This window comes from Catenuloplanes atrovinosus (genome assembly GCF_031458235.1).
In the GTDB taxonomy this organism is placed as follows: Bacteria; Actinomycetota; Actinomycetes; order Mycobacteriales; family Micromonosporaceae; genus Catenuloplanes; species Catenuloplanes atrovinosus.
The window spans coordinates 2,484,798-2,509,492 of the sequence record NZ_JAVDYB010000001.1 but is presented as its reverse complement, the minus strand read 5'-3'; the positions used below and the strand labels follow the sequence as shown (position 1 = coordinate 2,509,492).

The window sequence follows — 24,695 nt, the reverse complement described above, 5'->3', positions numbered from 1 at the left end:
AGGGGGTCAGCGCCAGCTGCGCAGGCGCCGAAAGCCGTCGGCGCGCAGCAGCGCCAGGACGGTGCAGACGATCGCGGCGACGGCCCAGCCGGGCACGCCGGCCGCGCGGATCAGTGGCGGATCGGTCGCGGTGACCACGGCCGGTACCACCGCGGCGGCCGTCCACAGCGCGGCCAGCACCACGGACGCGGCGGCGACGCCGATCCGGCCGCCGAGCCAGAGCGCCGCGGAGGTCAGAGTGAGCGCGGGCAGCAGCCACAGCGCGGGAGACTCGCCGAGCACCAGCCCGGCCGCGGTGAGCGCGGGCAGCGTGGCCGCGAGCACCACGAGGGTACGGCGCAGCACCAGCTCCAGCCCGGCCCGCGCGGTGCCGGCGAGCGTCTCCCACGCCGGGTCGGTGCGCCGGGACCAGGCCACCGCCAGGCCGCTCAGCGGCGCGACCGGCGCCACCAGCAGCACCGCGGACGGATACTGCGGGTAGGCCCGGTCCAGCAGGAACGCGGCCAGCACCGCGATCACGGCGGTCACCGCCCAGCCGGCCGCCGACCAGCCGGTCCACCGCCGCCACCGGCCCGGCACCGGCGCCGGCCCGGGTCCGGCGGCCGCCCGGTCGAGCAGGCCGGTACGGACGCGGTCGAGCAGTTCCGGCACCGGCAGCCGGGCACGGCATCGCGCGCACGCGTCCAGGTGCGCCTCCACGCCCCAGGCGGTCACGTCGTCGAGTCCGGGATCGCCGGCGGCGTACGCGGCCAGCGCCGCGGGTGACACGTGGGTCATGACAGCGCCTCCCGCAGCGCGATCCGGGCCCGGCGGGCGCGGCTCTTGACCGTGCCCTCCGGCAGCCCGAGCAGCACGGACGTCTCGCGGACGGTGAGCCCGTCGAGCACCATGGCGCGCAGCACCGCGCGCAGTTCCGGTGCGAGGTCGGCCAGCGCGGCGCCGAGCTCGTCACCGACCGTGCCGGCCAGCGCCTCCTCGTCCGCGCCGGGCACCACCGTGACCGGCAGCGTCTCCGCGGGTGTCTCCGGCCGGCGCGCCTGGCGCCGCAGCGCGTCGACCAGCCGCCGGGCCGCGATGGTCCACAGCCAGCCGGTCGCGCCGCCGCTGTCCGGCCGCACCGCCGCGAACGAGCCGGCCGCGCGCCAGACCGTCAGGTACGTGTCCTGGAGCACCTCGGCGACCAGGCCCTCGTCCGCGCAGCGCCGCCGCAGCCGCAGGTACAGCCACGGCGACGTGCGCCGGTACAACTCGTCGAACGCGGCCAGGTCCGCCCGCGCGATCCGCCGCAGCAGCCGCGCCTCGTCGCCGGCCTCGTCCGCTCCCACACCCGGTAGATCGCCGCGCGCCCCGCCCGCGGTTCACGGCGCCCTGTGATCCAGGTCACCTCAGCCGATCGGCACGATCTCCTCGCCGGCCGCGGCGTGGTCCGCCGAGGACATGACGGCCTGCCGGTCCGCCTCCTCGCGCAGGATCGCGGCGTTCAGCCACGCGTCCGGTACGCCGAATCCGTCCACCAGCGTGCGCATCCGCGGCCGCAGCTCGGTGAGCAGGTCGTTCACGGCCGCGGTGACGGCCTTGGCGCGCGCCGGGGTGAGCCGCTCGTGCTCCATGAACCAGCCCTTGTCCGCCTCGATCGTGCTCAGCGCGTAGAGGTCGCAGACCTTGTCCAGCAGGGCCTTCACCGGCGCGTCGGCAACCTCCTCGACGCCGGCCACGAACGCCTCCAGCACCACCCGGTCGACGTGCGCGGACGCCGCGGCGAGCACGTGGTCCTGGACGTCGTTGAAGATGTCGAACGGCCGGTCGCGCTTGGTCTCCGCGCCGCGGCGCAGCCGCCGGACCGCGCCCTCCAGCAGGTGCTTCTCCCGCTCCTCGAACATGCTCAGGTGCCAGCCGCGCTCGGTCAGCCCGACGCTGTCGCCGCGCTTCGGCACCGCGTCGACCAGCCGGGTGATCAGCGAGCGGGCCGCGGTGCGTTCGAGGACCATCTCGCGGACCTGCTCGGCGGCGAACGCGGCCCGGCCCCAGCCGTCCAGCGACCCGAACGCGTCACGGTAGCCGGTGAGCAGGCCCTTGCCGACCAACTGCAGCAGCACCGTGTTGTCGCCCTCGAACGTGGTGAAGACGTCCGTGTCGGCCTTGAGCCCGGGCAGCCGGTTCTCCGCAAGGTAGCCGGCGCCGCCGCACGCCTCCCGGCACAGCTGGATGGTGCGGGTCGCGTTCCACGTCTGCACGGCCTTCAGCCCGGCCGCGCGGGATTCCAGTTCCCGCTGCCGGCGGTCCTCGATCTCGCCGCCGGCCAGCGCGTCGGACAGGTCGCGGACCAGCTTCTCCTGCGCGAACGACAGCGCGTAGCTGCGGGCCAACGCGGTGAGCAGCTTGCGGCGGTGCGCCAGGTAGTCGTTGAGCACGACCTCGCGCTCGGAGTCCGGGGCGGTGAACTGCCGCCGGGACTCGCCGTACCGTACCGCGATGGTCAGGGCGCTCTTGGCGGCCGCGGAGGCGGAGCCGCCGACGCTGACCCGGCCACGCACGAGCGTGCCGAGCATGGTGAAGAACCGGCGCGTGTCGTTGGCGATCGAGCTGGTGTACGTGCCGTCCGGCGCGACCTGTCCGTACCGGTCGAGCAGCATCTCGCGGTCCACGGTGACGTGGTGGAACGCGATCCGGCCGTTGTCCACGCCGAGCAGGCCCGCCTTGGCGCCGGCGTCGCCGATCGTGACGCCCGGCATCGGCCTGCCCCGGTCGTCGCGGATCGGGACCAGGAACGCGTGCACGCCGTGCCGCCGCTCGCCCACGATGAGCTGGGCGAAGACGACCGCCATCCGGCCGTCCCGGGCCGCGTTGCCGATGTAGTCCTTGCGCGCCGCCTCGTACGGCGTGTGCAGGTCGAACGTCTCGGTCTCCGGGTGGTAGACCGCGGTGGTGCGCAGCCGCTGCACGTCCGAGCCGTGCCCGGTCTCGGTCATCGCGAAGCAGCCCATGACGTCGCCGGCGATGATGCCGGGCAGCCAGGCCTCGTGGTGCCGCCGGGTGCCGAGCGCGTAGACCGCGCCGCCGAACAGTCCCCACTGCACGCCGGCCTTGACCATCAGGGACAGGTCCACCTGGGCGAGCGTCTCGGTGGCCACCATGGAGCCGCCCGGGTCGTCCGCCCCGCCGAACTCGGCCGGGAAGCCCGCGGTGACGCCCACCTCCGGCGGGATCTCGCGCACCAGCCGGCTGATCCGCTCGCGCGCCTGGTCACCGGTCTCGCCCGGCACGGTCACGAATCGGCTGTCCAGCTTCTGCCGCGCGGCGCGGCGCAGGTGCGCCCACCGCCCGTCCAGCACCTCACGCAGGCGGTCGGCCAGATCATCCGTCATACCTACGATATTGCCCCAAGATCCTGTGGCCCATGCCTGCTACCGTGCGGCTCAGCGTTCACGGGGAGAACACACATGCTCACTGAGCACATACGCGACGCGGCGATGACCGCAGTGATCTTCGGCTTCTTCTCCACCGCCTGGTTCGGCTGGGCCCAGGAGCGGCCCCCGGCCGGCTGGCGACGATACCTGCTCGGCGGTACGGCGCTGGGCGTCGTCACGCTCGCCGGCGGCCTGGCGGTGGCGCTGCCGAACTGGTCCGGCGGCACCGCGTTCGACGCGGACACCGGCCGGGCGTTCGGCATCGTCGTCGGCATCGAGTGCACCGCCGCGGGCCTGGGCGCCGGCGTGCTGGCCGGGCTGCGGCGCGCGCCGTGGATCCCGGTCTGGATCGCGTTCGTGGTCGGCGTGCACTTCTTCCCGCTCGCGGTGCTGCTCGGCTATCCGCTGCTGCACGTGACGGCCGTGCTGGTCACGCTGGTGTCCGTGGTCGCCGTGCCGGTCGCGCGGGCGCGCGGGCTGACACCGAGCGCGGCCGTCGGCGCGGGCACCGGGGCGTCACTGCTCGCGTGCGCACTGGTGTCGCTGGCCGCGGCGCTCACCGCGTACTGAACTGTCCACATGGCGCCATGTCAACTTTGACCCAGGTGGACGAAACACGGCGGTAAACACCCGGCGGCGATCATGCGTGCAGCGAACCACGCACCATGAGGAGCCACCATGCTCGGTCGTCTGCTCGCCGGGGTCCTGATCGGGGCCACGGCCATCCCCCTGGTCGCCGCGCCCGCGGCGGCGGCGCCGCCCCCGGCGGTGACGGTCACGCCGGCCGGCCCGGACTCGCACGTGGTCACGCTGATCACCGGCGACACGGTACGGCTGACCGAGGCCGCGGAGGGACGGTACGCGGCCACCGTGACGCCCGCGCCGGGGCGGGAGTCGGTCGGCTTCCACACCTACCAGGGCGACGGGGGTCTCCGGGTCGTCCCGGAGGACGCGATCCCGCTGATCGGCGCCGGGCGCGTGGACGCGGACCTGTTCGACGTGGAGCGGCTGATCTCCCAGGGGTACGGCGACGCGGACACGGACACGCTGCCGCTGATCGTCCGCGGCGGCGACGCCGGGATGCGCGCGGCCGGCGCGCCGCTGACCGCGATCGGCGCCACCGCGATCGCGCCCGCGAAGACCGCGCTGGCCGGCTTCTGGAAGGAGCGGACCGGCGCGCGTACGGCATCGGCCACCACGATCTACCTGGACGGCCGCGTCCGGGCGGCGCTGGACCGCAGCACCGCGCAGGTCGGCGCGCCGGCCGCGTGGGCGAAGGGCCTGGACGGGCGCGGCGTCACCGTCGCGGTGCTGGACACCGGCGTCGACGCGACCCACCCCGACCTGGACGGCAGGATCGCCGGTGCGCGGAACTTCAGCGACAGCCCGGACGTGACCGATCGGCACGGGCACGGCACGCACGTGGCGTCCACGGTGGCCGGCACCGGCGCCGCGTCCGGCGGCGACCGCCGCGGCGTGGCGCCCGGCGCGAGCCTGCTGATCGGCAAGGTGCTGGGCGACGACGGGTACGGCCGGGAGTCGGACATCATCGCGGCCATGCAGTGGGCGGCCGGCGCCGGCGCGCGCGTGGTCAACCTGAGCCTGGGCGGCGAGCCGACCGACGGCCTCGACCCGATGAGCCTCGCCGTGGACGAACTCAGCGAGTCGACCGGCGCGCTGTTCGTGATCGCGGCCGGCAACAGCGGCGAGAACGGCGACTCCACGGTGGGCACGCCGGGCAGCGCCGCGCGGGCGCTCACGGTCGGCGCGGTCGGCCGCGACGACGCGCTCGCGAGCTTCTCCAGCCGCGGGCCGCGCGCCGGCGACCTGGCGCTGAAGCCGGAGATCACCGCGCCCGGCGTGGCGATCGTGGCGGCCCGGGCGGCCGGCACCGCGATGGACACGCCGGTGGACGCGCACTACACGGCCGCGTCCGGCACCTCGATGGCGACGCCGCACGTGGCCGGCGCGGCCGCGATCCTCGCCCAGCAGCACCCGGACTGGTCCGGCCCGCGCATCAAGGAGGCGCTGGTCAGCACCGCGCGGACGGCGCCGGGCGCGTCCGTCTACGGGCAGGGCGCGGGCCGGCTCGACCTGGCGCGCGCCACCACGCAGACGGTGACCGGCAGCCCGGTCGCGGACTTCGGCCGGCAGACCGTCTCCTCCCCCGCCGCCGCCCGCACCGTCACGTACGCGAACGCGGGCCCCGCGCCGGTGACGCTGACGCTGGCCGCGCCGTCGTTCGCGACCGCACCGGCCACCGTGACCGTTGCGGCCGGCGGCACCGCGGCCGTGACGGTCACGGTCGCGGCCGGCGGGCGCCGGCCCGGGCGGCTCAGCGGCTGGCTGACCGCGACCGCGCCCGGCGGCGTCGTCGTGACCACCGCGGTCGGCGCGGTCGTCGACGGCCCGGTCCACCGGGTCACGATCAAGGCGGTGGGCCGGGACGGCGCGCCCGCGTTCGTGCCGGCGCTGACCGTGTTCGGCGACGACAGCCGTTTCGATCACCTGCTCGCCGCCGACCGCGACGGCGTCACGGTGTCGCTCCAGGAGGGCACGTACCTGCTCACCGCCACGATCGAGCCCGCGCGGCAAACGATGGACGACTTCGTCGCGATCCCGGAGCTGCGCGTCACCGGCGACACGACCGTGCTGCTGGACGCGCGCCGGGGCACGCCGATCCGGATCGAGACGCCCCGCCCGGCCGTACCGACCGCGATCACCAGCTACTACGTCCACCGGGTCACCGAGACCGGGCGGTCGCTGGCGCACGGCGTGATGCGCTTCAGCGGCACCACGGACATCCGGGTGTCGCCGACGCCGCGCGTGACCACCGGCTCGTTCGAGTTCTCCTCCCGCTGGCAGCTCGCCGCGCCGCGGGTGCGGGCGTCCGCGGACGGCGTCGGCGAGGTCGCGGCGTACCTGGTCGACCGCTCCCCCGCGGACGGCGGCACGCGCCGCTTCCCGCTGGCCGCGTGGGGCGCGGCGAGCGTGCGCGGCCGCGCGGTGCTGGTCGCGGACGACGGCAGCGGCGACCTGTCCCGGTACGCCGCCGCCGGCGCCGCCGCGGTCGTGCTCATCCAGGAGCCCGGCGTCGACCCGTGGACCGGCTGGGACCCGTCCGCGGCGGAGAGGCTGCCGCTGCCCGCGATCGCGGTGTCCCACGAGGACGGCCGGCGGCTGCTGCGCCGCCCGGTGGCGCTGGACCTCACGCTGACCGTGTCCAGCCCGTACCTCTACGACGTCATGCAGGTCTCGCCGGACCGGATTCCGGAGCGGATCACGCACCGGGTGACGACCGCGAACACCCACCGGATCACCACCCGGTACGCGCACAACGGCGGCCTGGACTGGATCCGCGAGCAGCGCTTCGGGTGGCGGCCGTGGCAGGAGTACGCGTGGAACGACACGTCACGCATCGCGCGGACGCCGTCGGTGCGCGAGGAGTGGGTGTCCGCCGGCGACTCGCTCTGGCAGCACCTGGTCCACCACGCGTACCCGTGGAACGGCATCGGCGCGCTCCAGGACGGCTTCACCGGCCCGGTGACCGCCTACCGCCCGGGCACCGGCGAGGAGACCTGGGCCGCGCCGGTGGTCCGCCCGGCCGACGTGTCCTCCCGCCGCGACGGCGACGTGCTGCGGCTCCGCGTGGCCGAGTTCGTCGACGGCGACGGCCACCACACCGGCGCCTATCCGGGCGAGTCCACGGCCGCGCTCTGGCGGGACGGCGTGAAGGTGGCCGACCTGCCGACCGGCGCGCAGGACGTGACCACCACGCCGGGCCGGTCCGCGTACCAACTGCGCGTCACCACCGAACGTGGCGGCGAGGACTGGCGGTACGGCACCCGGACGGACACCGAGTGGGGCTTCACGTCCGCGACCGGCACCGGCGACCTGCCGCTGCTCGGCGTGGACTACGACCCGGGCCCGCTCGGCGTACGTCTGGACTTCACCGCCCCGCTGTCGTCGCTCACGGCCGAGTTCTCCACGGACGAGGGCCGCACCTGGCGCCGGACCGTCACGCTCGGCGGGCTGGCACTGATCCCGCGCGGCGGCCGGGAGCCGGTCTCGCTGCGCGTCACCGCCCGGGACACGGCCGGCAACACGCTCACCCAGACCGTGATCCGCGCGTTCTGACGTGTCCCGGAGCCGGGCGCCCTCGCGGCGGGGCGCCCGGCCGCCGGGCCGTCAGGCCGCGGCGAAGCGGTCGTGCGCGTCCAGCACGTGGGCGCGGGTCTCGGTGGTGCCGGCGTGGCCCGCGTTCTCCACCACCACCAGCTCGGCGCCGGGCCAGGCCTTGCGCAGGTCCCAGGCGGTGTGCAGCGGGCCGCCCAGGTCGAGGCGGCCGTGGACGAGCACGCCGGGGATGCCGGCGAGGCGGCCCGCGTCCCGGATCAGCGCGCCCTCCTCCAGCCACGCGCCGTGCGAGAAGTAGTGGGCGCACAGGCGCACGAACGCCTGCCGCGCGGCCGGTGGGCGCTCGCCGTAGACGTATCGCGTGTCGCCGGGCTCGCCGGACAGCACCGCGTCCTCCCAGGCGCACCAGTCCGTGGTGGCCTTCTCGCGTACCGCCGGGTCGGGGTCCTCCATCAGCCGGGCGTAGGCCGCGACCACGTCGTCGCCGCCGCCCGCCTCGTCGCGGAACCGTTCCCACTGCTCCGGGTAGAAGCGGCCGACACCCCGGTAGAGCCAGTCGATCTCGGAGCGGCGCGTGGTGGTGACGGCCGCGATGACGATCTCCGACACGCGCGCCGGGTGCGTCTGCGCGTAGGCCAGGATCAGCGTGGAGCCCCACGAGCCGCCGTGCAGCAGCCAGCGGTCGATGCCGAGGTGCTCGCGCAGCCGTTCCATGTCGGCGATCAGGTGCTGCGTGGTGTTGTGCCGCAGGTCGGTGGCCGGGTCGGCGGCGTGCGGCGTGCTCCGGCCGCAGCCGCGCTGGTCGAACAGGACGATCCGGTAGCGCTCCGGGTCGAACAGCTGCCGCATGCCGTCGGTGCTGCCGGAGCCGGGGCCGCCGTGCACCACCAGTGCGGGCTTGCCGTCCGGGTTGCCGCAGGTCTCCCAGTAGACGTGGTTGCCGTCGCCGACGTCGAGCATGCCGCTGTCGTACGGTTCGATCGGGGGATATAGATCGCGTGTCACGGCCCGATCCTGGCAGCGAACCGGCCGCCGGCGCACTCCTATTAGGACGCGAGGCCGGCCGGCGCCCGATCGCGCGCGCCGATCACCCCCGGACAGGATCTCCAGCGCGGGGAATCGGCACGCCGGGAGCAGGAGCCGGCCGGCGGACAGCGTGACTACTCCGCCGGGCGCTCGGCGTCGACGTACCCTCGTCGTCGCCTCCACGGGCGGCCGGCCCGGCCGCTCACCGGCGCCGGTTCCTGAAAAATGCCACCGTGCCGGGTATGTACGCGTTTATGGCGAAAACAGCCCATCGACACACGGCGATTGATCGTTTAGCCCGCGCCTCCCGGGGAATTCGCGTGCGACCTGCGCAGATGCTTTTGAAGGAGTAGCGATGAAGCTGCCGATCCCCCGCGGCGCGCTCAGCGAGTACCTCGTCGATGCACTCGCCCGCGACCCGCACGACCTGCACGACGCACCGTCGCTGCCCGAGCGGGTCGCGTTCACCGACGAGGACGCGCAGCTGGCGCTGTTCATCGCGTACGAGCTGCACTTCCGCGGCTGGGACGGGGTGGACGAGCGCTGGGAGTGGGAGCCGTCGCTGCTGCGGCTGCGCGCCGCGCTGGAGGCGCCGTTCGAGCGCGAGCTGCGTGAGCTGGTGGGCCCGCAGCCGGACACGGTCCCGTCCGAGGTGCCGCACGCGCTGACCGGCATCGTCGACGCCGACGACGGCCCGTCGCTGGCCAAGCACCTGCAGAAGGGGTCCAGCCTGGCGGAGTTCCGCGAGTTCGTGGCGCACCGGTCCGTCTACCATCTGCGCGAGGCGGACCCGCACAGCTTCGCGATCCCGCGGCTGGGCGGGCGCGCCAAGGCCGCGCTGATCGAGATCCAGGCCGACGAGTACGGGCAGGGCCGCGCGGAGCGGATGCACGCCACGCTGTTCGCGAACACGATGACCGCGCTCGGCCTGGACACGACCTACGGCACGTACGTGGACGCGGTGCCCGCGGTCACGCTCGCCACGAACAACACGATGTCGCTGTTCGGCCTGCACCGTCGGCTGCGCGGCGCGATCATCGGGCACCTGGCCGCGTTCGAGATGACGTCGTCGCTGCCCAACCGGCGGTACGGCAACGGCCTGCGCCGGCTCGGCTTCGGCACGGACGCCACGCTCTTCTACGACGAGCACGTGGAGGCGGACGCGGTGCACGAGCAGATCGCGGCCACGGACCTGTGCGGGTCGTTCTGCGCGGCCGAGCCGCAGCTCACCGGCGACGTGCTGTTCGGCGCGGCGGCCTGCCTGGCCGTGGACGGGCTGTGGGCCGGCCACCTGCTGGACGCGTGGGCGGACGGCCGCAGCTCACTCCGTCCCGGCGTCAGCGCTCCCGGCCTGTCCCAGCCGTGAAGCCGACCACCTTGTGCGTACCGTCGCAGAAGGGTTTGAGCGCCGACCGGCCGCAGCGGCACAGCGCCACCGTGGACCGGCCGGCGTCGATCACTTCCCCGTCCGGCGTCATCAGCTCGAAGTCGCCGCGCACCAGCAGCGGCCCGTCCTCGTAGGGCGTGATCCGCGCCTTGTGATCTTCCATGCGGACCCGGATTCCCCGCCGTCACCGGCACAAACACGAACGGCGGGGGTCAGGCCGCCTGAAGGGAGCGCTTGGCCAGGCCGATGCTGTAGCCGTCGATCACCGACAGCGGCGGCGCGGCCGGGTCGGTGGCGGCGCCGAGCGTCACGAACAGCGGCGTGAAGTGCTCGACCGTCGGGTGCGCGTACGGCATGCCGGGCGCGCGGTCGCGGAACGCGGCGAGCTCGTCCACGTCACCGCGGCCCAGCGCCTCCGCGGCCCAGGCGTCGAAGTCCGAGGACCAGCCCGGCACCGCGTCCGGCCGGCGCCAGTCGACGAACGGCAGGCCGTGCGTCATATAGCCGGAGCCGATCACCAGCACGCCGGACTCGCGCAGCGTGCGCAGCCGCCGGCCCAGGTCCATCAGGCGGTCCGGGTCGTGCGTGGGCATGCTGAGCTGCAGGACCGGGATGTCCGCCTCCGGGTACATGATCTTCAGCGGGACCCAGGCGCCGTGGTCCAGGCCGCGGCCGCGGTGCTCGTGCACCGGCTCGGTGTCCGGCATCAGCGCGGCGATCCGCTCGGCCAGGCGCGCGGCGGACGGCGTGTCGTACCGCATCCGGTAGTACATCGGGTGGAACCCGCCGAAGTCGTAGACCAGCTCGCCCGGCTCGGTGCTGCTGACGCTGAGCGGCGCGGACTCCCAGTGCGCGGAGACGATCACGATGCCGGCCGGCCGGGGCAGCGAGCGCGCCCAGCTGTGCAGCTGCGTCATCCACTCGGTCATCTCGAACAGCATCGGCGCGCCGTGGCTGATGTACAGGCTGGGCAGCGGCCCGTCGGCCGCGGTCCACGGCCGGTGGGCGGCGTCGCGGCGCAGGTCGGCGGCGCGGCGCAGGTGCGCGGCGAACGGGTGCCCCGCGGGGATGCGGGCGTCGGCCGCCGCGGTCGTGCTGAGCGGGGCGGGTGCCATGCGGACTCCTTTGTTGTACCTACAACCAACACGGTACGCCCGCGAAGGTTGTAGCGTCAACAAGTCGCGGGCCCGCACGTCTTTGCGGCGTGCGGGCCCCGCGCGGTCAGTGCACCGCCACCACGGCGTCCGTGCCCGACGGCTCGGCCAGCCGCCACGGCCGCGCCAGCGTGAACAGCACCAGCGTCGCCGCCGCGAGGCTGCCCGCGATCACCGCGGCCATGGCCGTCGCGTTCGACCCGAGCACGCCGACCGCCGGCGCGGCCAGCGCGCCGATGCCGAACTGCCCGGCGCCGAGCAGCGCGGCCGCCGTACCGGCCGCCTCGCCGTGCCGGGACAGCGCCAGCGCGGGCGCGTTCGGGAACGCCAGCCCCGCCGCAGCCAGCACCAGCCAGAGCGGCACCAGCACGCCCGCCAGCCCGCCCACGTCGGCGACCGCGAACACCACCAGCGCCACCGCCGCCGCGAGGCCGCCGAGCAGCGCGCTCACCAGGATCTGGCTCGGCGTCCACCGGCGCAGCAGCCGCACGTTCAGCTGCGTGGCGATGATCATGCCGGCCGCGCCGCCACCGAACGCCACGCCGAACTCCTGCTCGCTGAGGCCGAACTCGCCCTGCATGACGAAGCTGGAGCCGGCCACGTACCCGAAGATCGCCGCCATCATCAGGCCGGTCACCAGCGCCAGGCCCACATAAACCCGGTCGCGGAGCAGCCCCGCGTAGGCGCGCAGCACGCTGCCCGGCGTGGCCGGCCGGCGCCGCTCGCGCGGCAGCGTCTCCGGCAGCGCCAGCGCGGTCATCACGATCAGGAGCACGCCGAAGACCGCGAGCGCCGCGAACACCCCACGCCAGTCGGTACGCGACAGCAGCGCGCTGCCCAACGTGGGCGCGAGCACCGGCGCCGCGCCCATCACCAGCATCAGCCGGGACAGGATGCGCGCCGCCGGCAGTCCGGTGAACAGGTCCCGCACCACCGCCATCGCCACCACCGCGGCCGCCGCCGCACCCAGGCCCTGGAGCACGCGCAGCCCGCCGAGCACCGCGATGTTCGGCGCGAACACGCACAGGATCGAGGCCAGCACGTGCACCGCGGTGCCGGCCAGCAGCGGGATCCGCCGGCCCACCACGTCGGACAGCGGCCCGATCACCAGCTGCCCCGCGGCCAGCCCGGCCAGCGTGCCGGTCAGCGTCAGCTGCACCGCCGCCGCCGTCGTGGCGAACTCGGCGGTCAGCGACGGCAGCGCCGGCAGATACATGTCGATCGTGAGTGGCCCGATCGCGATGAGCGAGCCGAGCACCAGCACCAGCCGTGCCCGCGCCCCCGCGCTCATCAGATCACCCGGCGTGGCGGTCCCCGCCACCTGCCGTTCCATGGTCGCCGTCATCGCTCTCCTCGCCCCGTCACTGCGCGTAACGACCCGCCCGGACCGCCGCCCTTACAGTGGCCGACAAGTCCCGCGAACGCGACCGCATTCCCGATATCCCGCGCCGTGCGCCCGGTCACACCACGTGTCGACGGGCGCGCCGGCCGCCTCCCCAGGGATGACCCGGCCGATGCGCCAGGACCCCCGCACAACGAGCAGGCGCTGCGGCCGGGTCGCCATGTCCTCCTCGCCAGAAGATCGTTTGCTCTTACGACACCGGCCAGCACCGCATAGCCATCTCGAGGCGAAAAAAATTCCGCTTTGCGCAAGTTGCCCGGTTCGTGTACTGTTTGCCACATCCGACCTAGTCGGCGCCGAAACGGCGCCGATCGGGGTGACGACGCCACCACATGCCCGTGCACCCCACGACCATCCACCCCCATGACATATATCGACGAACGGCCCGGCTGCTGAGCAGCCGGGCCGTTCGCTTTGAATCGGAGCAACCAAATGGTCGTCGACAACGATAGACACCGCGACCACGAGACCACGCAAAAGAAAAGAAGGACTTCAGGCGAATTCGAAAGTGAGTCATGGCGCTGCCTCGCCACCGAACGGGCGAATTTTTTTGTCGAGGTCGAATACCGTCTCCGGACTCGCAAATCACCGTTTACGGACGACATCCAGGAGCTAGCCAAGAGGCATTCCCAGGCCTTCAGCCCGCCCGACGACCCCGCGGCACGCCCTGGCCACATCGACGCATGCCTCAACTTGGCACAGAGGGACCTCGTTCCGGACTGGATCATCACCTATAACGATCCCGCCAGAAACAAGGAAGCCCTTGACCATCTATTACGACTCCATGAGAAACGCTATCCCAGATTCCACGAAGCGCTCACGAAACGACCACGCAACGAGCAATGGGCTTATCTTCTAGCCAGAATGCTGTACTTCCGCTACAGGGACATCGAGAAAATCACGAAATTCGATATGGATAAGATCAAGGCCCTCATCAGCAACACGGCCACACATATCGCAAGCGATGCCCACCGCAGCCGACCCCTGGAACGAAGATGATCAAAGGCAAACAAAGCCGTATCGCATCCGTCGACCTAGATGGAGCCTCTCATGAAGAAATGATCTCCGTACTATCAGCCGCAGCGGATGCCTACCGGATCTGCCTCCGGCTGTTCAAGCATGGACAGTGGCAGATCGCCCTAGGCTTCTTAATCCTCGCTGCCCGATGTGGGCATCCTGAAGCCGAATCCGATCTGACACTGTGCCGAGCCACCGGCCGCCAGCCGGGCAGCACCGATTGGGGCGAACCGGCGATGACGACATCAGCGGCCAGAGCGTGGACCCGGTACTGGGACCACACCACAGCCGCACGCGGTCGCGGTCGCGGTTACAGGTTCGCGATGGTGGCTCTCGTAGTATCCGGGATGGCCGCCGCATCAGCACTGGGCTACCGAACCGGATCCATGCCCGGGACGGGAGAAACACGCCCCGGTGCGGCTCGCGCGACGCTCAGCCCGGACCACGCGGTCCCACCAGAGGTCAAGGTGAGCTTCGCTCCTATACCGAGCGCATCCGCGCCATCGCTGACGCCAGCGGTACCCGCCTCAGCCGGCCACCCGGAACTCGAGGTCACGCTGGCCGGCCCGCCCGGCCGAAGATATGTCGTGACCCTGAAGGCACCGGCGAGCAAGGCCTGTGAATGGCGCATCGTGAGATCCCTCCAGGAGGCTCTCGCGGACACCGGAACCGTGAACCTGCAACCAGGTGAAGAAGTCAGGGCCGCGGTCACGGTCGGAGAATCGTCCGGTCTCTCCGTCTTTTCCGGACCGGACGGGCCGGACGACGGATGCCAGGTTCTCAGCGGCGGTTACGCCGGGTGGGCGACGCCGACTGAGCAGCCCGATTCCCCGGCATCCGATCCGGTGGACCCGATCGGCACACCGCCACCGACTCCGGCCGGAACATCGCCGGCGCCCAAGCCGCCGCACCCGAACACGACAACGCCGGCACCACTGCCCGCCTCCGAGAGTCCATCAGCCCCCTAACCTTCTCATCCATCGATCGACCGCACGCAAGAGGCGGCGCCGGAGTCCCATCTCCGGCGCCGCCTCTTCGTATCTCCGAGAGGTTCGCAACCATGACGAAGCAAGGCAGTAACGCACCGGCCTGGAAGCGGAGCACCCGCTGCGTGTCAGACCTTCATTGCGTTGAGGTCGCTTCGTGGCAAGGCAATGTATTGATCCGCAACTCGACCCGGCCCACCGGGCTGCTGACGGTCAGCAAGCATCAGTGGCGCCACTTCCTCGCGAAGGTACGGTCCGCGGAACGGCCAGAATAGGAACGAGCCGGGCGGCAGCACGTGACGGGCCGCGTGGGCTCCGTCGCCTGCTGCCGCGCGACGGCCGGCTCCGCCCTCCTCAACGGTGGGCCCGCAGCCATGACGGCCCGGAACTCGGTGTCCACCATCCCCATGAACCGGCGTTGACGCCCTCTGGCCGCCGACAAGCGCCATGCGCCGTACGACGCCCAATACATTCTTGGAATCTCACTGTCCGCCATTGCGCGTACATACGCACGCACGGTGTCATCGGACAGCTCGCCGCAGTCCCAGCCGTAGTACCAAGTCGAGATGATCGAACTGGTGTAGTAGAAGAGTCGTTCATCGACATCGGTGGGCGCTACCCTCGGTCCCCAACACTGTGTGTATGACGGCTCCTCCATCGCGGTCTTGAGGATACCCGCATGCAGTTCACGCGCCATAACCATGCGCTCTTGGCGTAACTGACGCCGCTGGACGAGCACAGCCACACACACCGCAATCGCCGACAGCAACGTGGAAACCGGGCCATAGGCCTGACCGATATCGCTCAAACGACCGAAGTTGGCACTTTCAGTATCGACGAGCAGGAGAAGCATCGGCGAAATGAGAACAGCCGTGGCCATGAGCGCCAAGGCAGCGGTCCAGACCACTATGGCGATCACCGTTCTGAGCAGCCCAAGGCTGCCCACCCTCCGGGGGATGGGCGATAGCGGCATTGGTTCCTCCAGACGGGGTCTCCGATACCTGAAGTGTCCACCGCGCCGTCCACGTCGACAGCCTTGGCGTCTGTCGCGCCCCTGATTCGACTCCGGCCTCACATGATGCCGATCCGGCCGCCCCTCACATTCACCCCTACGATCCCCCAGGCAGCACAAGGCGTATCTGTCGACAAGATCTCTGAACCGCACCGGACGGTCGCCTACCGCCCGCGCGCCGCGCGAGTGACCAACCTTCCACATCGCCGCGGAGCATGCTCACGCGTCCCGCCGGTGGAAGGTCACGGCGGCGATCGCCGCGGCGGTCAGGGTCCAGGCCGGGAGCGCCGGACCGAGGTCGCCCGGGTCGCCGGGGAGCCAGTCGGCCAGGCGGTCGCGGAGCAGCGGGCTCGCGATGAAGTAGACGAGCAGCAGCGGGAGCACGGCCGGGACCGCGTGGCGGATCACGACCGTGGACGCGGCGGCCAGCAGCGTGGTCAGCACCAGGTAGGCGGTCGCCGGGACGCCGAGACCGCAGGTCAGCGCCGCGGCCGCGGCGGCCGGGAGCGTGGCGGCGGCGAGCGTGACCGCCTTGGCGGCGAGCAGCGGCGCGCGGCGGGGCACGGCCAGCAGCGTGGACCGGAACTGGCCGCCGGCCTCGTGCTCGGACGACGCCGCCAGCACCCCCAGGATCAGGAAACCCGCCTGCGTGTACGTGAGCGGCAGCGCGCCGGGCTCACCGGCGGCCCAGCGCAGCAGCCCGGTCGAGGCCAGCGTGAGCAGCACGGTGAGCCGCAGCGACGGCAGCGTCCACAGTTTCATCGACTCCGCGACCAGGAGATTCATGCCGGACGGTCCTCCATCGTGCGGTCGCGCCGTGGGGCGGCGCCGACCCGATGACTCGCTCATGCGTCCCGCCGGTGGAACAGCCAGCCGCCGATCGCGAGCAGCGCCACCACCCAGGCGGTCATGGTGAGGCCGGCGGTGAGCGGCGACATCGGCATCTCGAACGCGCCACCCCGGATGAACATCCGCGCGCCCGCGATGTCCGGCAGGTAGTGCGCCAGATCGGTCACCTTGGTCAGCAGGTACGAGACGGAGACGAACGTGCTGTTGATGATCAGCAGGGTGAGCGTCACGATGCCGTTGCGGACGATCAGCGTGATCGCGTACGACAGCAGCGCCAGCAGCACCCAGTAGAGCACCGCCGAGACCACCCGGGCCCAGTCGGTCGGCGGCATCACATCGCCGTGCAGCGCGCGGGTCAGCGTGAGCACCGCGGTCGTGACCACGACCGCCTGCCCGAACACGATCACGATCAGCGCGGCCGTCTTCGCGGCGAGCAGCCGCAGCCGGGACGGCATGGCGGTCAGCGTGGCGTGCAGCTGCGTGACGCCGGGCGAGTGCTCGCCGGTCGGCGTGAACTCGCTGCTGATCACCACCACGCCGAGCACCATCGGGCCGACCAGCCCGATGCCGAGGTCGCGCAGGCCCAGGTCGGACAGGTCGTCGATGGTGCCGTCCGCGATCACCCGGCGCATCGACGGCGCGTTGATCAGCACGGTCAGTGGGGCCAGCAGCGTGCCGACGATCAGGCCGGCCCACGCGGTCGGCAGCCCGAGCAGTTTGCGCAGCTCCGCGGTCACCACGCGGCACCGTCCGGCGCGCTCGTGGCGGTCAGGGCGAAGAACGCGTCCTCCAGCGTACGGTGATCGCCCGTGACCTCGGCCAGCGAGCCGGACACCACGACCCGCCCCTTGTCGATCACGACCACGTCGTCCGCGGTCTCGGCCAGTTCGCCCATCAGGTGGCTGGAGAGCAGGACCGTGCGCCCCTGTGCCGCACGCTCCCGCAGGAACGTCCGCATCCAGCGGATGCCGGACGGGTCGAGCCCGTTGATCGGCTCGTCCAGGATCAGCACCTCCGGGTCGCCGAGCAGCGCCGTGGCCAGCCCCAGCCGGCGGCTCATCCCGAGCGAGAACCGGCCGGCACGCTTGCGGGCGTCGGCGGTCAGGCCGACGACCTCCAGCACCTCGTCCACCCGCGAACCCGGCAGGCCGTTGCTGGCGGCCATCCAGCGCAGGTGCGCGCGGGCGGTCCGGGCCCGGTGCGCGCCGGAGCCGTCGAGCAGCGCGCCGACCCGGGTGAGCGGCCGGTCCAGGTCGCGGTAGCGGCGGCCGCAGACCAGCGCGGTGCCGCCGTCCGCGCGGTCGAGGCCGAGCAGGACGCGCAGCGTCGAGGTCTTGCCCGCGCCGTTCGGGCCGAGGAAGCCGGTGACCCGGCCGGGCCGGGCCTCGAAGCTCACGTCGTACAGAATCCGGGTCCTGCCCTTGGTCTTGCTGACCCGATCGATAGTGATCATGCCGGTCAGTCAACCGCCGGGTCGGCGCGTACACATCGGACCGCGATCCGAATCCCGCGGCCGTCTCCGACCTGGGTCCGAGAACTACAGTCGATGCGGTGAGACCCCGTCGCGCGCTGTCCCCCGTGCTGGTCGTCGCGGTCGTGACCGCGGTCGTGCTCACCCTGGGCATGTGCTCGATCGGCGCGTCCGGGCCCCTCGCGTCCGTGCTCCCGCCGGTGATCGCGGGCGCCGCGGCCGGCGCGGCGATCTGGGCGGTGCGGCGCGCGCGAGCCGACCGGGCCGCCTACGAGGCGCGCCTGACCGCGTGGGCCGCGTCCGAGGCGGTGCTCGCCGAGCGGCTGCACATCGCGCGTGACCTGCACGACATCGTGTCGCACGGGTTGGGCCTGATCACGGTGCGGGCCGCCGCCACCCGCCACCTGCCCAAGTCGCCGGAGGTCGCGGACGCGCTGACCGACATCGAGGAGACCGGCCGCCAGGCCACCGCGGAGCTGCGCCGCATGCTGGGCGTGCTGCGCGCGCCCGCCGGCGCGCTCACCCCGGTCGACGGCCTCGACGACCTGCCCGGCATCGTGGAGAACGCGGGCCGGGCCGGGCTGCGCCCGCAGCTCATCGTGACCGATCTGGGCCCGGTGTCGCCCGGCGTACAGGTCACGGTCGCGCGCACGGTCCGCGAGGCGCTGGCCAACACCGCCCGCCACGCCGGCCCGACCGACGTGCGCGTGCACGTCCACCGGGACGGCCCGCACGTGGTGGTCACGGTCGCGGACGGCGGGCCCGCACCCGGCTGGCACGCCACGCCGGGCGCCGGCCACGGCCTGGCCGGCCTGCGCGAACGCGTCACCAGCCTGGGCGGCACGCTGCTCACGTCCGCGGTCGACGGCGGCTTCCGCGTCACCGCCCGCATCCCGGACACGGCGTCGTGACGCGCGTCCTGCTCGTCGACGACCAGCCGCTGCTCCGCCGCAGCCTCGCCATGATCATCAACAGTGAGCCAGCGCTGGAGGTGGTCGGCGAGGCCGCGGACGGCACGCAGGCCGTGACGCGCGCCCGCGCCACCCGGCCGGACGTGGTGCTGATGGACGTGCGCATGCCGCACCTCGACGGCCTGGAGGCCACCCGCCGCATCTGCGCCGACCCGGTGCTGTCCGGCACGCGGGTGCTGGTCCTGAGCATGTTCGAGCTGGACGAGTACGTCTGGCAGGCGTTGCACGCCGGCGCCTCCGGCTTCCTGCTCAAGGACGCGCGGCCGGAGGACCTGATCGACGCCATCCACCGTACGCACGCGGGCGCCTCCCTGTTCGCGCCGTCCATCCTCACCCGCCTCATCAGCCACTACGTGGGCACGCCCCGCCCCGGCCGGCCGGCTCCCGCGCTGCGCGGGCTGACGGCGCGCGAGGTGGAGGTGCTGACGCTGATCGGCGGCGGGCTCTCCAACGACGAGATCGCGACCGCGCTGGTCATCTCCGTCAAGACGGTCAAGACCCACATCACCCACCTGCTGGCGAAACTGGCGGCCCGCGACCGGGCCCAACTGGTCATCGCCGCCTTCAACGCGGGCCTGGTCCGCCCACGCGGCTGACGCCGCTTCACTGCCCGGCCACACGGCCGACGCAAGCCTCCCGGCACGACCACACGGCCAACGCAACCTTCGCGGCCCAGCCACACGGCCAGACGCAAGCCTCGCGGCCCGGTCGCGCGCCGACGCAAGATTCGTGGAGCGGCCACGCGGCCGGCGCAGGCCTGAACCGGCCACGCACCTGACGCCGCTTCCGAGGCACGACCGCGCGGCCAGCGCGGGCCGAACCGGCCACGCACCTGACTGAGCCTTCGAGGAACGACCCCGCAGCCAGCGCAGGCCAGATCTGGCCGCGCGGCGGAGGCCGCCGGACGCTACGCGGTCACCCGGGGCTGATCTAGGGTGGGCCGGTGACCAACGCCCCGCGCCCGCGCATCGGGTTCATGTTCGATCGTGACCGTTCGCCCGAGGAACTGCCCGGCTTCGCGGCCACGGTGGAGGATCTCGGCGCCGACGACCTCTGGGTGGTCGAGGATCTCGGCTGGACCGGGTCGATCAGCGCGGCCACGGTCGCGCTCGCGGCGACGCGGCGGCTGCGGGTCGGCATCGGGATCGCACCGGTCGCGCTGCGCAACCCGGCGCTGCTGGCGATGGAGCTGGCCACGGTGGCGCGGATCTACCCGGAGCGGCTGGTCGCCGGCCTGGGCCACGGCGTGACCGACTGGATGCGGCAGGTCGGTGCGGCCCCGGCGTCGCCGCTGGCCCGCCTGGAGGAGTCGATCGTCGCCACGCGCGGGCTGCTGGCCGGCGAAACGGTCACGATGCACGGCCGGGAGGTCACGATCGACGGCGTGTCGCTGGTGCACCCGCCGGCCGTGGTACCGCCGATCGTGACCGGCGTGGTCCGGCCGAAGTCGCTGGAGCTGTCCGGCCGGGTCGCGGACGGCACGATCATCGCGGAGGGCAACGGCCCGGACGCGCTGACCGCGGCCCGCGCGCACATCCAGCGCGGCCGGAACGCCGGCGACCGCCCGGAGCACGAGCTGATCGTCTTCGCCTACCTGCACGTCGGCGACGACCCGGCGCGGGCGGCGGCGGAGACCGGCGAGATGCTGGCCGGGCAGGCCGCCTGGCTCGGCGTACCGGTGGCGGATCTCTTCACGCTGATCGGCCCGGCCGACTCGATCCCGGGCCGGGTGGCCGCGCTGCGGGCGGCGGGCGCGGGCACGGTGGTGCTGCGGCCGCTCGGCACCGACCCGGAGGGCCAGGCGCGGGCCGCGATGGCGGCGCTGCGCGACGCGACGTCCTGAGCCGGGGTCCCCGGGGCTGTGCCGCCTTGCCCCGGGGCTCTAGGGTGGCACCAGCCTGGGTGGATCCGTCCCGGGCCGGAGGGAAACGGGGCTCATGGATCGGTTCGACGTCGCCGCGCGCCTGCGGCAGGTACGGGAGGCGGTCGAGGACGCGGCCGCAGAGGTCACCAGCGAGGACCACGCGGTGACCGTGGTCGCCGGCCCCGGTGGCGCGGTCCGGTCCGTGCGGCTGAGCTCGCGCGCGTTCCAGCTCACCGGCGCCGAGCTGGGCGAGGTCGTGGTGCGCACCATCCGCCAGGCGAACGCGCAGGTCGACGCGGAGATCCGGGCCACGCTGAGCGGTTCCACGCCGGTCCCGCCGTCCCCGTCGCTGAGCGAGTTGCGCACCCAGTTGCGGCAGGAGCGGCGATGACCGTCTTCGACAGCCCCGAGCAGGTGCACGCGCTGATCGAGCGGGTCCGGGAGCGGAACCGGCGGGACATGGCCCACCTGGAGGCATACCTGGCGGAGGCCGGCGCGCTGACCGGCGAGGGCTTCTCCGAGGACGGCAGCGTGCGCGCCGAGGTCGACGAGGACGGGTACGTCTCCCGGCTGGACATCCCGGACCGGGCGTTGCGCCGCGGCGCCCACCTCGGCGAGATGATCATGGTGGCGATCCGGGAGGCGCAGGCCGACCGCGCGCTCAAGCTGGTGGAGCTGGGCGAGGGACTGAACGGCGCGGGCACGGCGGAGCGGGTGCGTGCGGCGATCCCCGCGCACACGCTGGACCGGATCGCCGAGCGCAGGAGGAGGGAGGAGACTCGTGGCTGACGGCGTCATCGTCCCGACCGACAAGCTGACCAGCACGGCCGAGGTGCTCAAGGGGCTCAGCACGAGCGCCGGGGAGATCCAGACCGCGATGGCCGCGGCGGACCCGCCGGGCGTGCTCTGGGGCGGGCTCGGCCTGCTGTTCATGGGGCACTACAACGGCAAGGCCGATGAGGTACGCGAGCACGTCGGCCTGATCGTCAAGGCGTTCGACTCGCAGCACGGCGCGATCACGGCGAACGCGGACGCGTACCGGCGGCTCGACGAGGAGCTGGCCGCGGCGTTCCAGCGGTTCCAGGACAAGCTGGCGGGTGGATCGTGACCGATCAGCCGGTGCCGAGTCCGCAGCCGCTGCCACCGGCCGTCCCACCCGCGGCGCAGCCGCCCGACACCACCGCGACCGACGCGTACGTGAGCAACGACGCGAAGGACGACAGCCAGTACGCGGGCGGCGTGGTCGACACCGACCCGGCCTCGGTCCTGCCGTTCGGCGAGGCGACGAAGAACGCGTACACCGGCGTCACCGAGGGTGACTGGTCGGACCTGTTCTCCTCCGCCGCGGACATCACCGCCAACGCGGTCTCGTTCTGGGCCGACCCGCTGAACTGGCTGATCTCGGCCGGCCTGACGTTCCTGATCGACTTCGTGCAGCCGCTGGAGGACCTGCTCAGCCTCTTCACCGGCAACGCGGAGCGGATGGAGCCGTACGCGGAGCAGTGGGAGAAGCTCGGCACCGCGCTGGTCCCGCTGGCCGCGGCCGCCCGCCAGGCCGCGGACGACGACCTGCTCGAGTGGCAGGGTAAGGACGCGGAGGCCGCCAAGGCGCGGCTGCGCGAGTTCGCGGACGCGGTCGAGGCGACCGGCGGCGAGGCCACGTCGATCGGCGGCCTGCTCACGCTGTTCTCCAAGATCATGGGGGCGGCGCAGCAGATCATCATCGGCATCCTCGCCACGCTGATCGAGTGGATGATCATCGAGTGGGGCATCGCGATGGCCGCGGCCGTCCCGACCGCCGGCGCCTCCGTGGCCGCGGCCGGCGCCGCCACCGCCGTGCAGGCGACCGTGGCGACCAGCCGTGCCGTGCGGATCGTCGACAAGGTGGTGTCGCTGCTCAACAAGATGGGCGCGGTGCTGCGCAAGGTCCTGCCGGCCGTGCTGAAGTCCAAGGTGGGCGACAGCGTGGTCGAGTTCAAGGGCTCCGCCGCCACGCTCTCCACCGTCGCCCGGATCGCCGGCGACGTGCTCGCCGACCCGCGTTCCTACGGCGGCCCCGGCGGCAACAACCTGATCACCGGCCTGTGGAAGAACGAGGACGCCGGCGACCCGGAGATGACGCCGACCGAGATCGAGGACGCGCTGGACGTCACCAAGGGTTAGGAGCGCCGGTGGAGACCGACGACGTCATGGCCCGCATCGCGCGGGGCGTGGAGTTGCACCATGCGCGCGGCGACCGCGCGGGCGCGCGGGCGCTGTTCGCGCAGATCTGGGACGACATCGACGGCGAGCGCGGCGACCCGCTGCACGTCTGCGTGCTCGCCCACTCGATGGCCGACGTCCAGGACGACGTACGACAGGAACTCCTGTGGGACGAGCGTGCCCTGACCGCGGCCGGGACGCTCACGGAGGAGCGGGTCGCGGCGGCCGGGGTGCAGATGTCCGTGGCCGCGCTCTACCCGTCACTCCACCTCAACCTGGCCGACTGCCACCGCAAACTCGGCGACCTCGACCGTGCCCACTCCCACCTGCACCAGGCCGAGGCGACCATGGACGCACTCCCGGACGACGACTACGGAAAGCTGATCCGCGGCGGCCATGAGCGGCTGACGCGCCTGCTGGCCGCCGAGTAGCGCGTTCAGGCCGCGCGGCTGGCGATCCCTCCGGCCGAGCACCGGGTCCGAGGCTCCCGGCGCAGCCAGGTCCGGCCGCGCGACTTCCGGCGCGTTCGATCCTCGACGGCGGCCTCCCTGCCGCGGCTCTCGGCACGTTCGATCCGGGGCGGCGACGTTCCTGCCGCGGGTTCCGGCACGTTCGAACCGGGGCGGCGACGTTCCTGCCGCGGGTCCCGGCACGTTCAAACCGGAGCGGCGACGTTCCCGCAGCGGGTCCCGGCACGTTCAAACCGGAGCGGCGACGTTCCCGCAGCGGGTCCCGGCACCTTCAAACCGGAGCGGCGACGTTCCCGCAGCGGGTCCCGGCACCTTCAAACCGGAGCGGCGACGTTCCCGCAGCGGGTCCCGGCACCTTCAAACCGGAGCGGCGACGTTCCCGCAGCGGGTCCCGGCACCTTCAAACCGGAGCGGCGACGTTCCCGCAGCGGGTCCCGGCACCTTCAAACCGGAGCGGCGACGTTCCCGCAGCGGGTCCCGGCACGTTCAAACCAGGGCGGCGACGTTCCCGCAGCGGGTCCCGGCACGTTCAAACCAGGGCGGCGACGTTCCGGCCGCAGCTTCCGGCGCGAACGGTCCCGAGCCGCCACCCTCCACCAGCAGCCCGCAGCGCGACCGACCCGGGGCTTCCCTTCCCCAGCGGCTCAAGGTCCGGCCGAGCCCGGCCGAAACCCTTCATCGGCAAGGTCGCGGTCAGCGGGCTCCGGCCAGTGGGTTGAGGCGGCCGGAGCGGGTGACCGGGGCGGTGAGCATGCCGGCGATGGCGTCGGCCAGGAAGTCGCCGGCCTCCAGCCAGCGAGGGGCGGACCCGTCCCGCTCGGCCCTCGCCTCGATCTCCGCCGTGGCCGTGGTGACGATCAGGCCGATCATCGCGGCGCGGCCGGCGACCACGTCCGGGTCGAGTCCGGCGAGGCGGGCACGCAGCGAGCGGCGGATCTCGACCATGACCGGGAGCGTGGTCAGCGTGTCCCGGACCAGGTCACGCACGCCCGGCTCGTGCACCGCCAGCCCGATGAACCGCGCCCGCCAACTCGGCCGGGGCAGAGCCGCCAAGACCTCCATCGACGGTACGACCAGCGCGCGCACGTCCGCGAGCACGGAGTCGGACGTGGCCGGCACGCACCGCTCCTCGATCGCCCGGGCGTGCCGGCCGACCAGCTCCCGGAGCAACCCCTCCCGCCCGCCGAAGTAGTAGCGCACGGCCGAGTGGTTGGTGTTGCCCGCGACCTCGGCGACGCGCCGGTCGGACACCTGCGCGATGCCGTGCTCGGCGAAGAGTCGTTCCGCCGTGTCCAGCAGCGCGGTCCGCGCCGCGTCCGATCGCGCCATTGATCAGGTCC

25 protein-coding genes are annotated in these 24,695 nt (G+C 73.0%); 13 read left to right on the top strand and 12 right to left on the bottom strand.

Translation table 11 applies throughout. The features are described from left to right. Nucleotides 1-6: 6 nt before the first annotated feature. From J2S41_RS11300 to J2S41_RS11290, 3 genes are read right to left on the bottom strand one after another with little or no spacing between them, the layout of a single operon-like run. Nucleotides 7-777, bottom strand: a complete 771-nt coding sequence (locus J2S41_RS11300; protein ID WP_310366463.1) for a zf-HC2 domain-containing protein — start codon at nucleotides 775-777, stop codon at nucleotides 7-9. Next, entirely contained in the window at nucleotides 774-1,325 is a 552-nt protein-coding gene (locus J2S41_RS11295) for an RNA polymerase sigma factor (protein ID WP_310366461.1), read from the bottom strand. The genes J2S41_RS11300 and J2S41_RS11295 overlap by 4 nt, the downstream gene beginning before the upstream one ends. A 60-nt stretch (nucleotides 1,326-1,385) precedes the next feature. Continuing rightward, the gene (locus J2S41_RS11290) at nucleotides 1,386-3,365 is read right to left on the bottom strand and encodes an acyl-CoA dehydrogenase family protein (RefSeq protein ID WP_310366459.1); all 1,980 of its coding nucleotides are present in this window, start codon (nucleotides 3,363-3,365) and stop codon (nucleotides 1,386-1,388) included. A gap of 75 nt (nucleotides 3,366-3,440) precedes the next feature. On the opposite strand from J2S41_RS11290, the gene J2S41_RS11285 reads away from it, so the two are divergent. Together J2S41_RS11285 and J2S41_RS11280 are read left to right on the top strand one after the other, a co-directional pair. Continuing rightward, nucleotides 3,441-3,977: a hypothetical protein gene (locus tag J2S41_RS11285; protein WP_310366456.1), complete on the top strand. Its 537-nt coding sequence runs from the start codon at nucleotides 3,441-3,443 to the stop codon at nucleotides 3,975-3,977. A gap of 108 nt (nucleotides 3,978-4,085) precedes the next feature. Next, entirely contained in the window at nucleotides 4,086-7,544 is a 3,459-nt protein-coding gene (locus tag J2S41_RS11280) for a S8 family serine peptidase (protein ID WP_310366454.1), read from the top strand. A gap of 51 nt (nucleotides 7,545-7,595) precedes the next feature. On the opposite strand, the gene pip is transcribed toward J2S41_RS11280, so the two are convergent. Continuing rightward, nucleotides 7,596-8,549: a prolyl aminopeptidase gene (pip, locus tag J2S41_RS11275; protein WP_310366451.1), complete on the bottom strand. Its 954-nt coding sequence runs from the start codon at nucleotides 8,547-8,549 to the stop codon at nucleotides 7,596-7,598. 376 nt (nucleotides 8,550-8,925) lie between these two features. Between pip and J2S41_RS11270 the strand changes: the two genes are divergently transcribed. Further along, nucleotides 8,926-9,936 carry an iron-containing redox enzyme family protein gene (locus J2S41_RS11270; RefSeq protein WP_310366449.1) on the top strand — a complete coding sequence of 337 codons (1,011 nt, stop codon included), beginning with the start codon at nucleotides 8,926-8,928 and terminating at the stop codon, nucleotides 9,934-9,936. Here J2S41_RS11270 and J2S41_RS11265 read toward each other — a convergent pair. From J2S41_RS11265 to J2S41_RS11255, 3 genes are all read right to left on the bottom strand, one after another. Then, nucleotides 9,908-10,120, bottom strand: a complete 213-nt coding sequence (locus J2S41_RS11265) for a CDGSH iron-sulfur domain-containing protein (RefSeq protein ID WP_310366446.1) — start codon at nucleotides 10,118-10,120, stop codon at nucleotides 9,908-9,910. The genes J2S41_RS11270 and J2S41_RS11265 overlap by 29 nt on opposite strands. 49 nt (nucleotides 10,121-10,169) lie before the next feature. Next, a complete protein-coding gene (locus J2S41_RS11260; RefSeq protein WP_310366444.1) occupies nucleotides 10,170-11,072 on the bottom strand; it encodes a dioxygenase family protein in 903 nt (300 codons plus the stop codon). Nucleotides 11,073-11,178: 106 nt separating this feature from the next. Then, nucleotides 11,179-12,456, bottom strand: coding sequence for a multidrug effflux MFS transporter (locus J2S41_RS11255; protein ID WP_310366442.1), 1,278 nt, complete (start codon nucleotides 12,454-12,456; stop codon nucleotides 11,179-11,181). A 489-nt stretch (nucleotides 12,457-12,945) separates the two neighbouring features. On the opposite strand from J2S41_RS11255, the gene J2S41_RS11250 reads away from it, so the two are divergent. Further along, entirely contained in the window at nucleotides 12,946-13,512 is a 567-nt protein-coding gene (locus J2S41_RS11250) for a hypothetical protein (protein WP_310366441.1), read from the top strand. 1,078 nt (nucleotides 13,513-14,590) lie between these two features. After that, on the top strand, nucleotides 14,591-14,791 hold the full coding sequence (locus J2S41_RS39815; protein ID WP_374728124.1) for a DUF397 domain-containing protein: 201 nt from the start codon (nucleotides 14,591-14,593) through the stop codon (nucleotides 14,789-14,791). Here the strand turns inward: J2S41_RS39815 and J2S41_RS11245 are convergent. From J2S41_RS11245 to J2S41_RS11230, 4 genes are all read right to left on the bottom strand, one after another. After that, nucleotides 14,740-15,435 (bottom strand): DUF6082 family protein, encoded by a 696-nt coding sequence (locus J2S41_RS11245; protein ID WP_310366438.1) that lies wholly within the window; start codon nucleotides 15,433-15,435, stop codon nucleotides 14,740-14,742. The genes J2S41_RS39815 and J2S41_RS11245 overlap by 52 nt on opposite strands. 312 nt (nucleotides 15,436-15,747) lie before the next feature. Beyond that, nucleotides 15,748-16,314: a hypothetical protein gene (locus tag J2S41_RS11240; RefSeq protein ID WP_310366436.1), complete on the bottom strand. Its 567-nt coding sequence runs from the start codon at nucleotides 16,312-16,314 to the stop codon at nucleotides 15,748-15,750. 59 nt (nucleotides 16,315-16,373) lie between these two features. Next, the gene (locus tag J2S41_RS11235) at nucleotides 16,374-17,114 is read right to left on the bottom strand and encodes a hypothetical protein (protein ID WP_310366434.1); all 741 of its coding nucleotides are present in this window, start codon (nucleotides 17,112-17,114) and stop codon (nucleotides 16,374-16,376) included. Then, the gene (locus tag J2S41_RS11230) at nucleotides 17,111-17,830 is read right to left on the bottom strand and encodes an ABC transporter ATP-binding protein (RefSeq protein ID WP_310366432.1); all 720 of its coding nucleotides are present in this window, start codon (nucleotides 17,828-17,830) and stop codon (nucleotides 17,111-17,113) included. The genes J2S41_RS11235 and J2S41_RS11230 overlap by 4 nt, the downstream gene beginning before the upstream one ends. A gap of 98 nt (nucleotides 17,831-17,928) precedes the next feature. Between J2S41_RS11230 and J2S41_RS11225 the strand changes: the two genes are divergently transcribed. The 8 genes from J2S41_RS11225 to J2S41_RS11190 all read left to right on the top strand — a co-directional run bounded on the left by J2S41_RS11225 (nucleotide 17,929) and on the right by J2S41_RS11190 (nucleotide 23,316). Next, a complete protein-coding gene (locus J2S41_RS11225) occupies nucleotides 17,929-18,759 on the top strand; it encodes a sensor histidine kinase (RefSeq protein ID WP_310366430.1) in 831 nt (276 codons plus the stop codon). Continuing rightward, a complete protein-coding gene (locus J2S41_RS11220; RefSeq protein ID WP_310366428.1) occupies nucleotides 18,756-19,415 on the top strand; it encodes a response regulator in 660 nt (219 codons plus the stop codon). Before J2S41_RS11225 ends, J2S41_RS11220 begins: the two co-directional genes overlap by 4 nt. A 347-nt stretch (nucleotides 19,416-19,762) precedes the next feature. Beyond that, the gene (locus J2S41_RS11215; protein WP_310366426.1) at nucleotides 19,763-20,662 is read left to right on the top strand and encodes an LLM class flavin-dependent oxidoreductase; all 900 of its coding nucleotides are present in this window, start codon (nucleotides 19,763-19,765) and stop codon (nucleotides 20,660-20,662) included. A gap of 94 nt (nucleotides 20,663-20,756) precedes the next feature. Continuing rightward, a complete protein-coding gene (locus J2S41_RS11210; protein WP_310366423.1) occupies nucleotides 20,757-21,074 on the top strand; it encodes a YbaB/EbfC family nucleoid-associated protein in 318 nt (105 codons plus the stop codon). Beyond that, nucleotides 21,071-21,472, top strand: a complete 402-nt coding sequence (locus tag J2S41_RS11205; RefSeq protein WP_310366420.1) for a YbaB/EbfC family nucleoid-associated protein — start codon at nucleotides 21,071-21,073, stop codon at nucleotides 21,470-21,472. The genes J2S41_RS11210 and J2S41_RS11205 overlap by 4 nt, the downstream gene beginning before the upstream one ends. Beyond that, nucleotides 21,465-21,791, top strand: a complete 327-nt coding sequence (locus tag J2S41_RS11200; RefSeq protein WP_310366417.1) for a hypothetical protein — start codon at nucleotides 21,465-21,467, stop codon at nucleotides 21,789-21,791. The genes J2S41_RS11205 and J2S41_RS11200 overlap by 8 nt, the downstream gene beginning before the upstream one ends. Beyond that, a complete protein-coding gene (locus tag J2S41_RS11195) occupies nucleotides 21,788-22,846 on the top strand; it encodes a hypothetical protein (RefSeq protein WP_310366414.1) in 1,059 nt (352 codons plus the stop codon). The genes J2S41_RS11200 and J2S41_RS11195 overlap by 4 nt, the downstream gene beginning before the upstream one ends. An 8-nt stretch (nucleotides 22,847-22,854) precedes the next feature. Beyond that, nucleotides 22,855-23,316 carry a hypothetical protein gene (locus J2S41_RS11190; RefSeq protein ID WP_310366412.1) on the top strand — a complete coding sequence of 154 codons (462 nt, stop codon included), beginning with the start codon at nucleotides 22,855-22,857 and terminating at the stop codon, nucleotides 23,314-23,316. Nucleotides 23,317-24,048: 732 nt separating this feature from the next. Here the strand turns inward: J2S41_RS11190 and J2S41_RS11185 are convergent. Further along, on the bottom strand, nucleotides 24,049-24,684 hold the full coding sequence (locus J2S41_RS11185) for a TetR/AcrR family transcriptional regulator (RefSeq protein WP_310366407.1): 636 nt from the start codon (nucleotides 24,682-24,684) through the stop codon (nucleotides 24,049-24,051). Nucleotides 24,685-24,695: the final 11 nt, after the last annotated feature.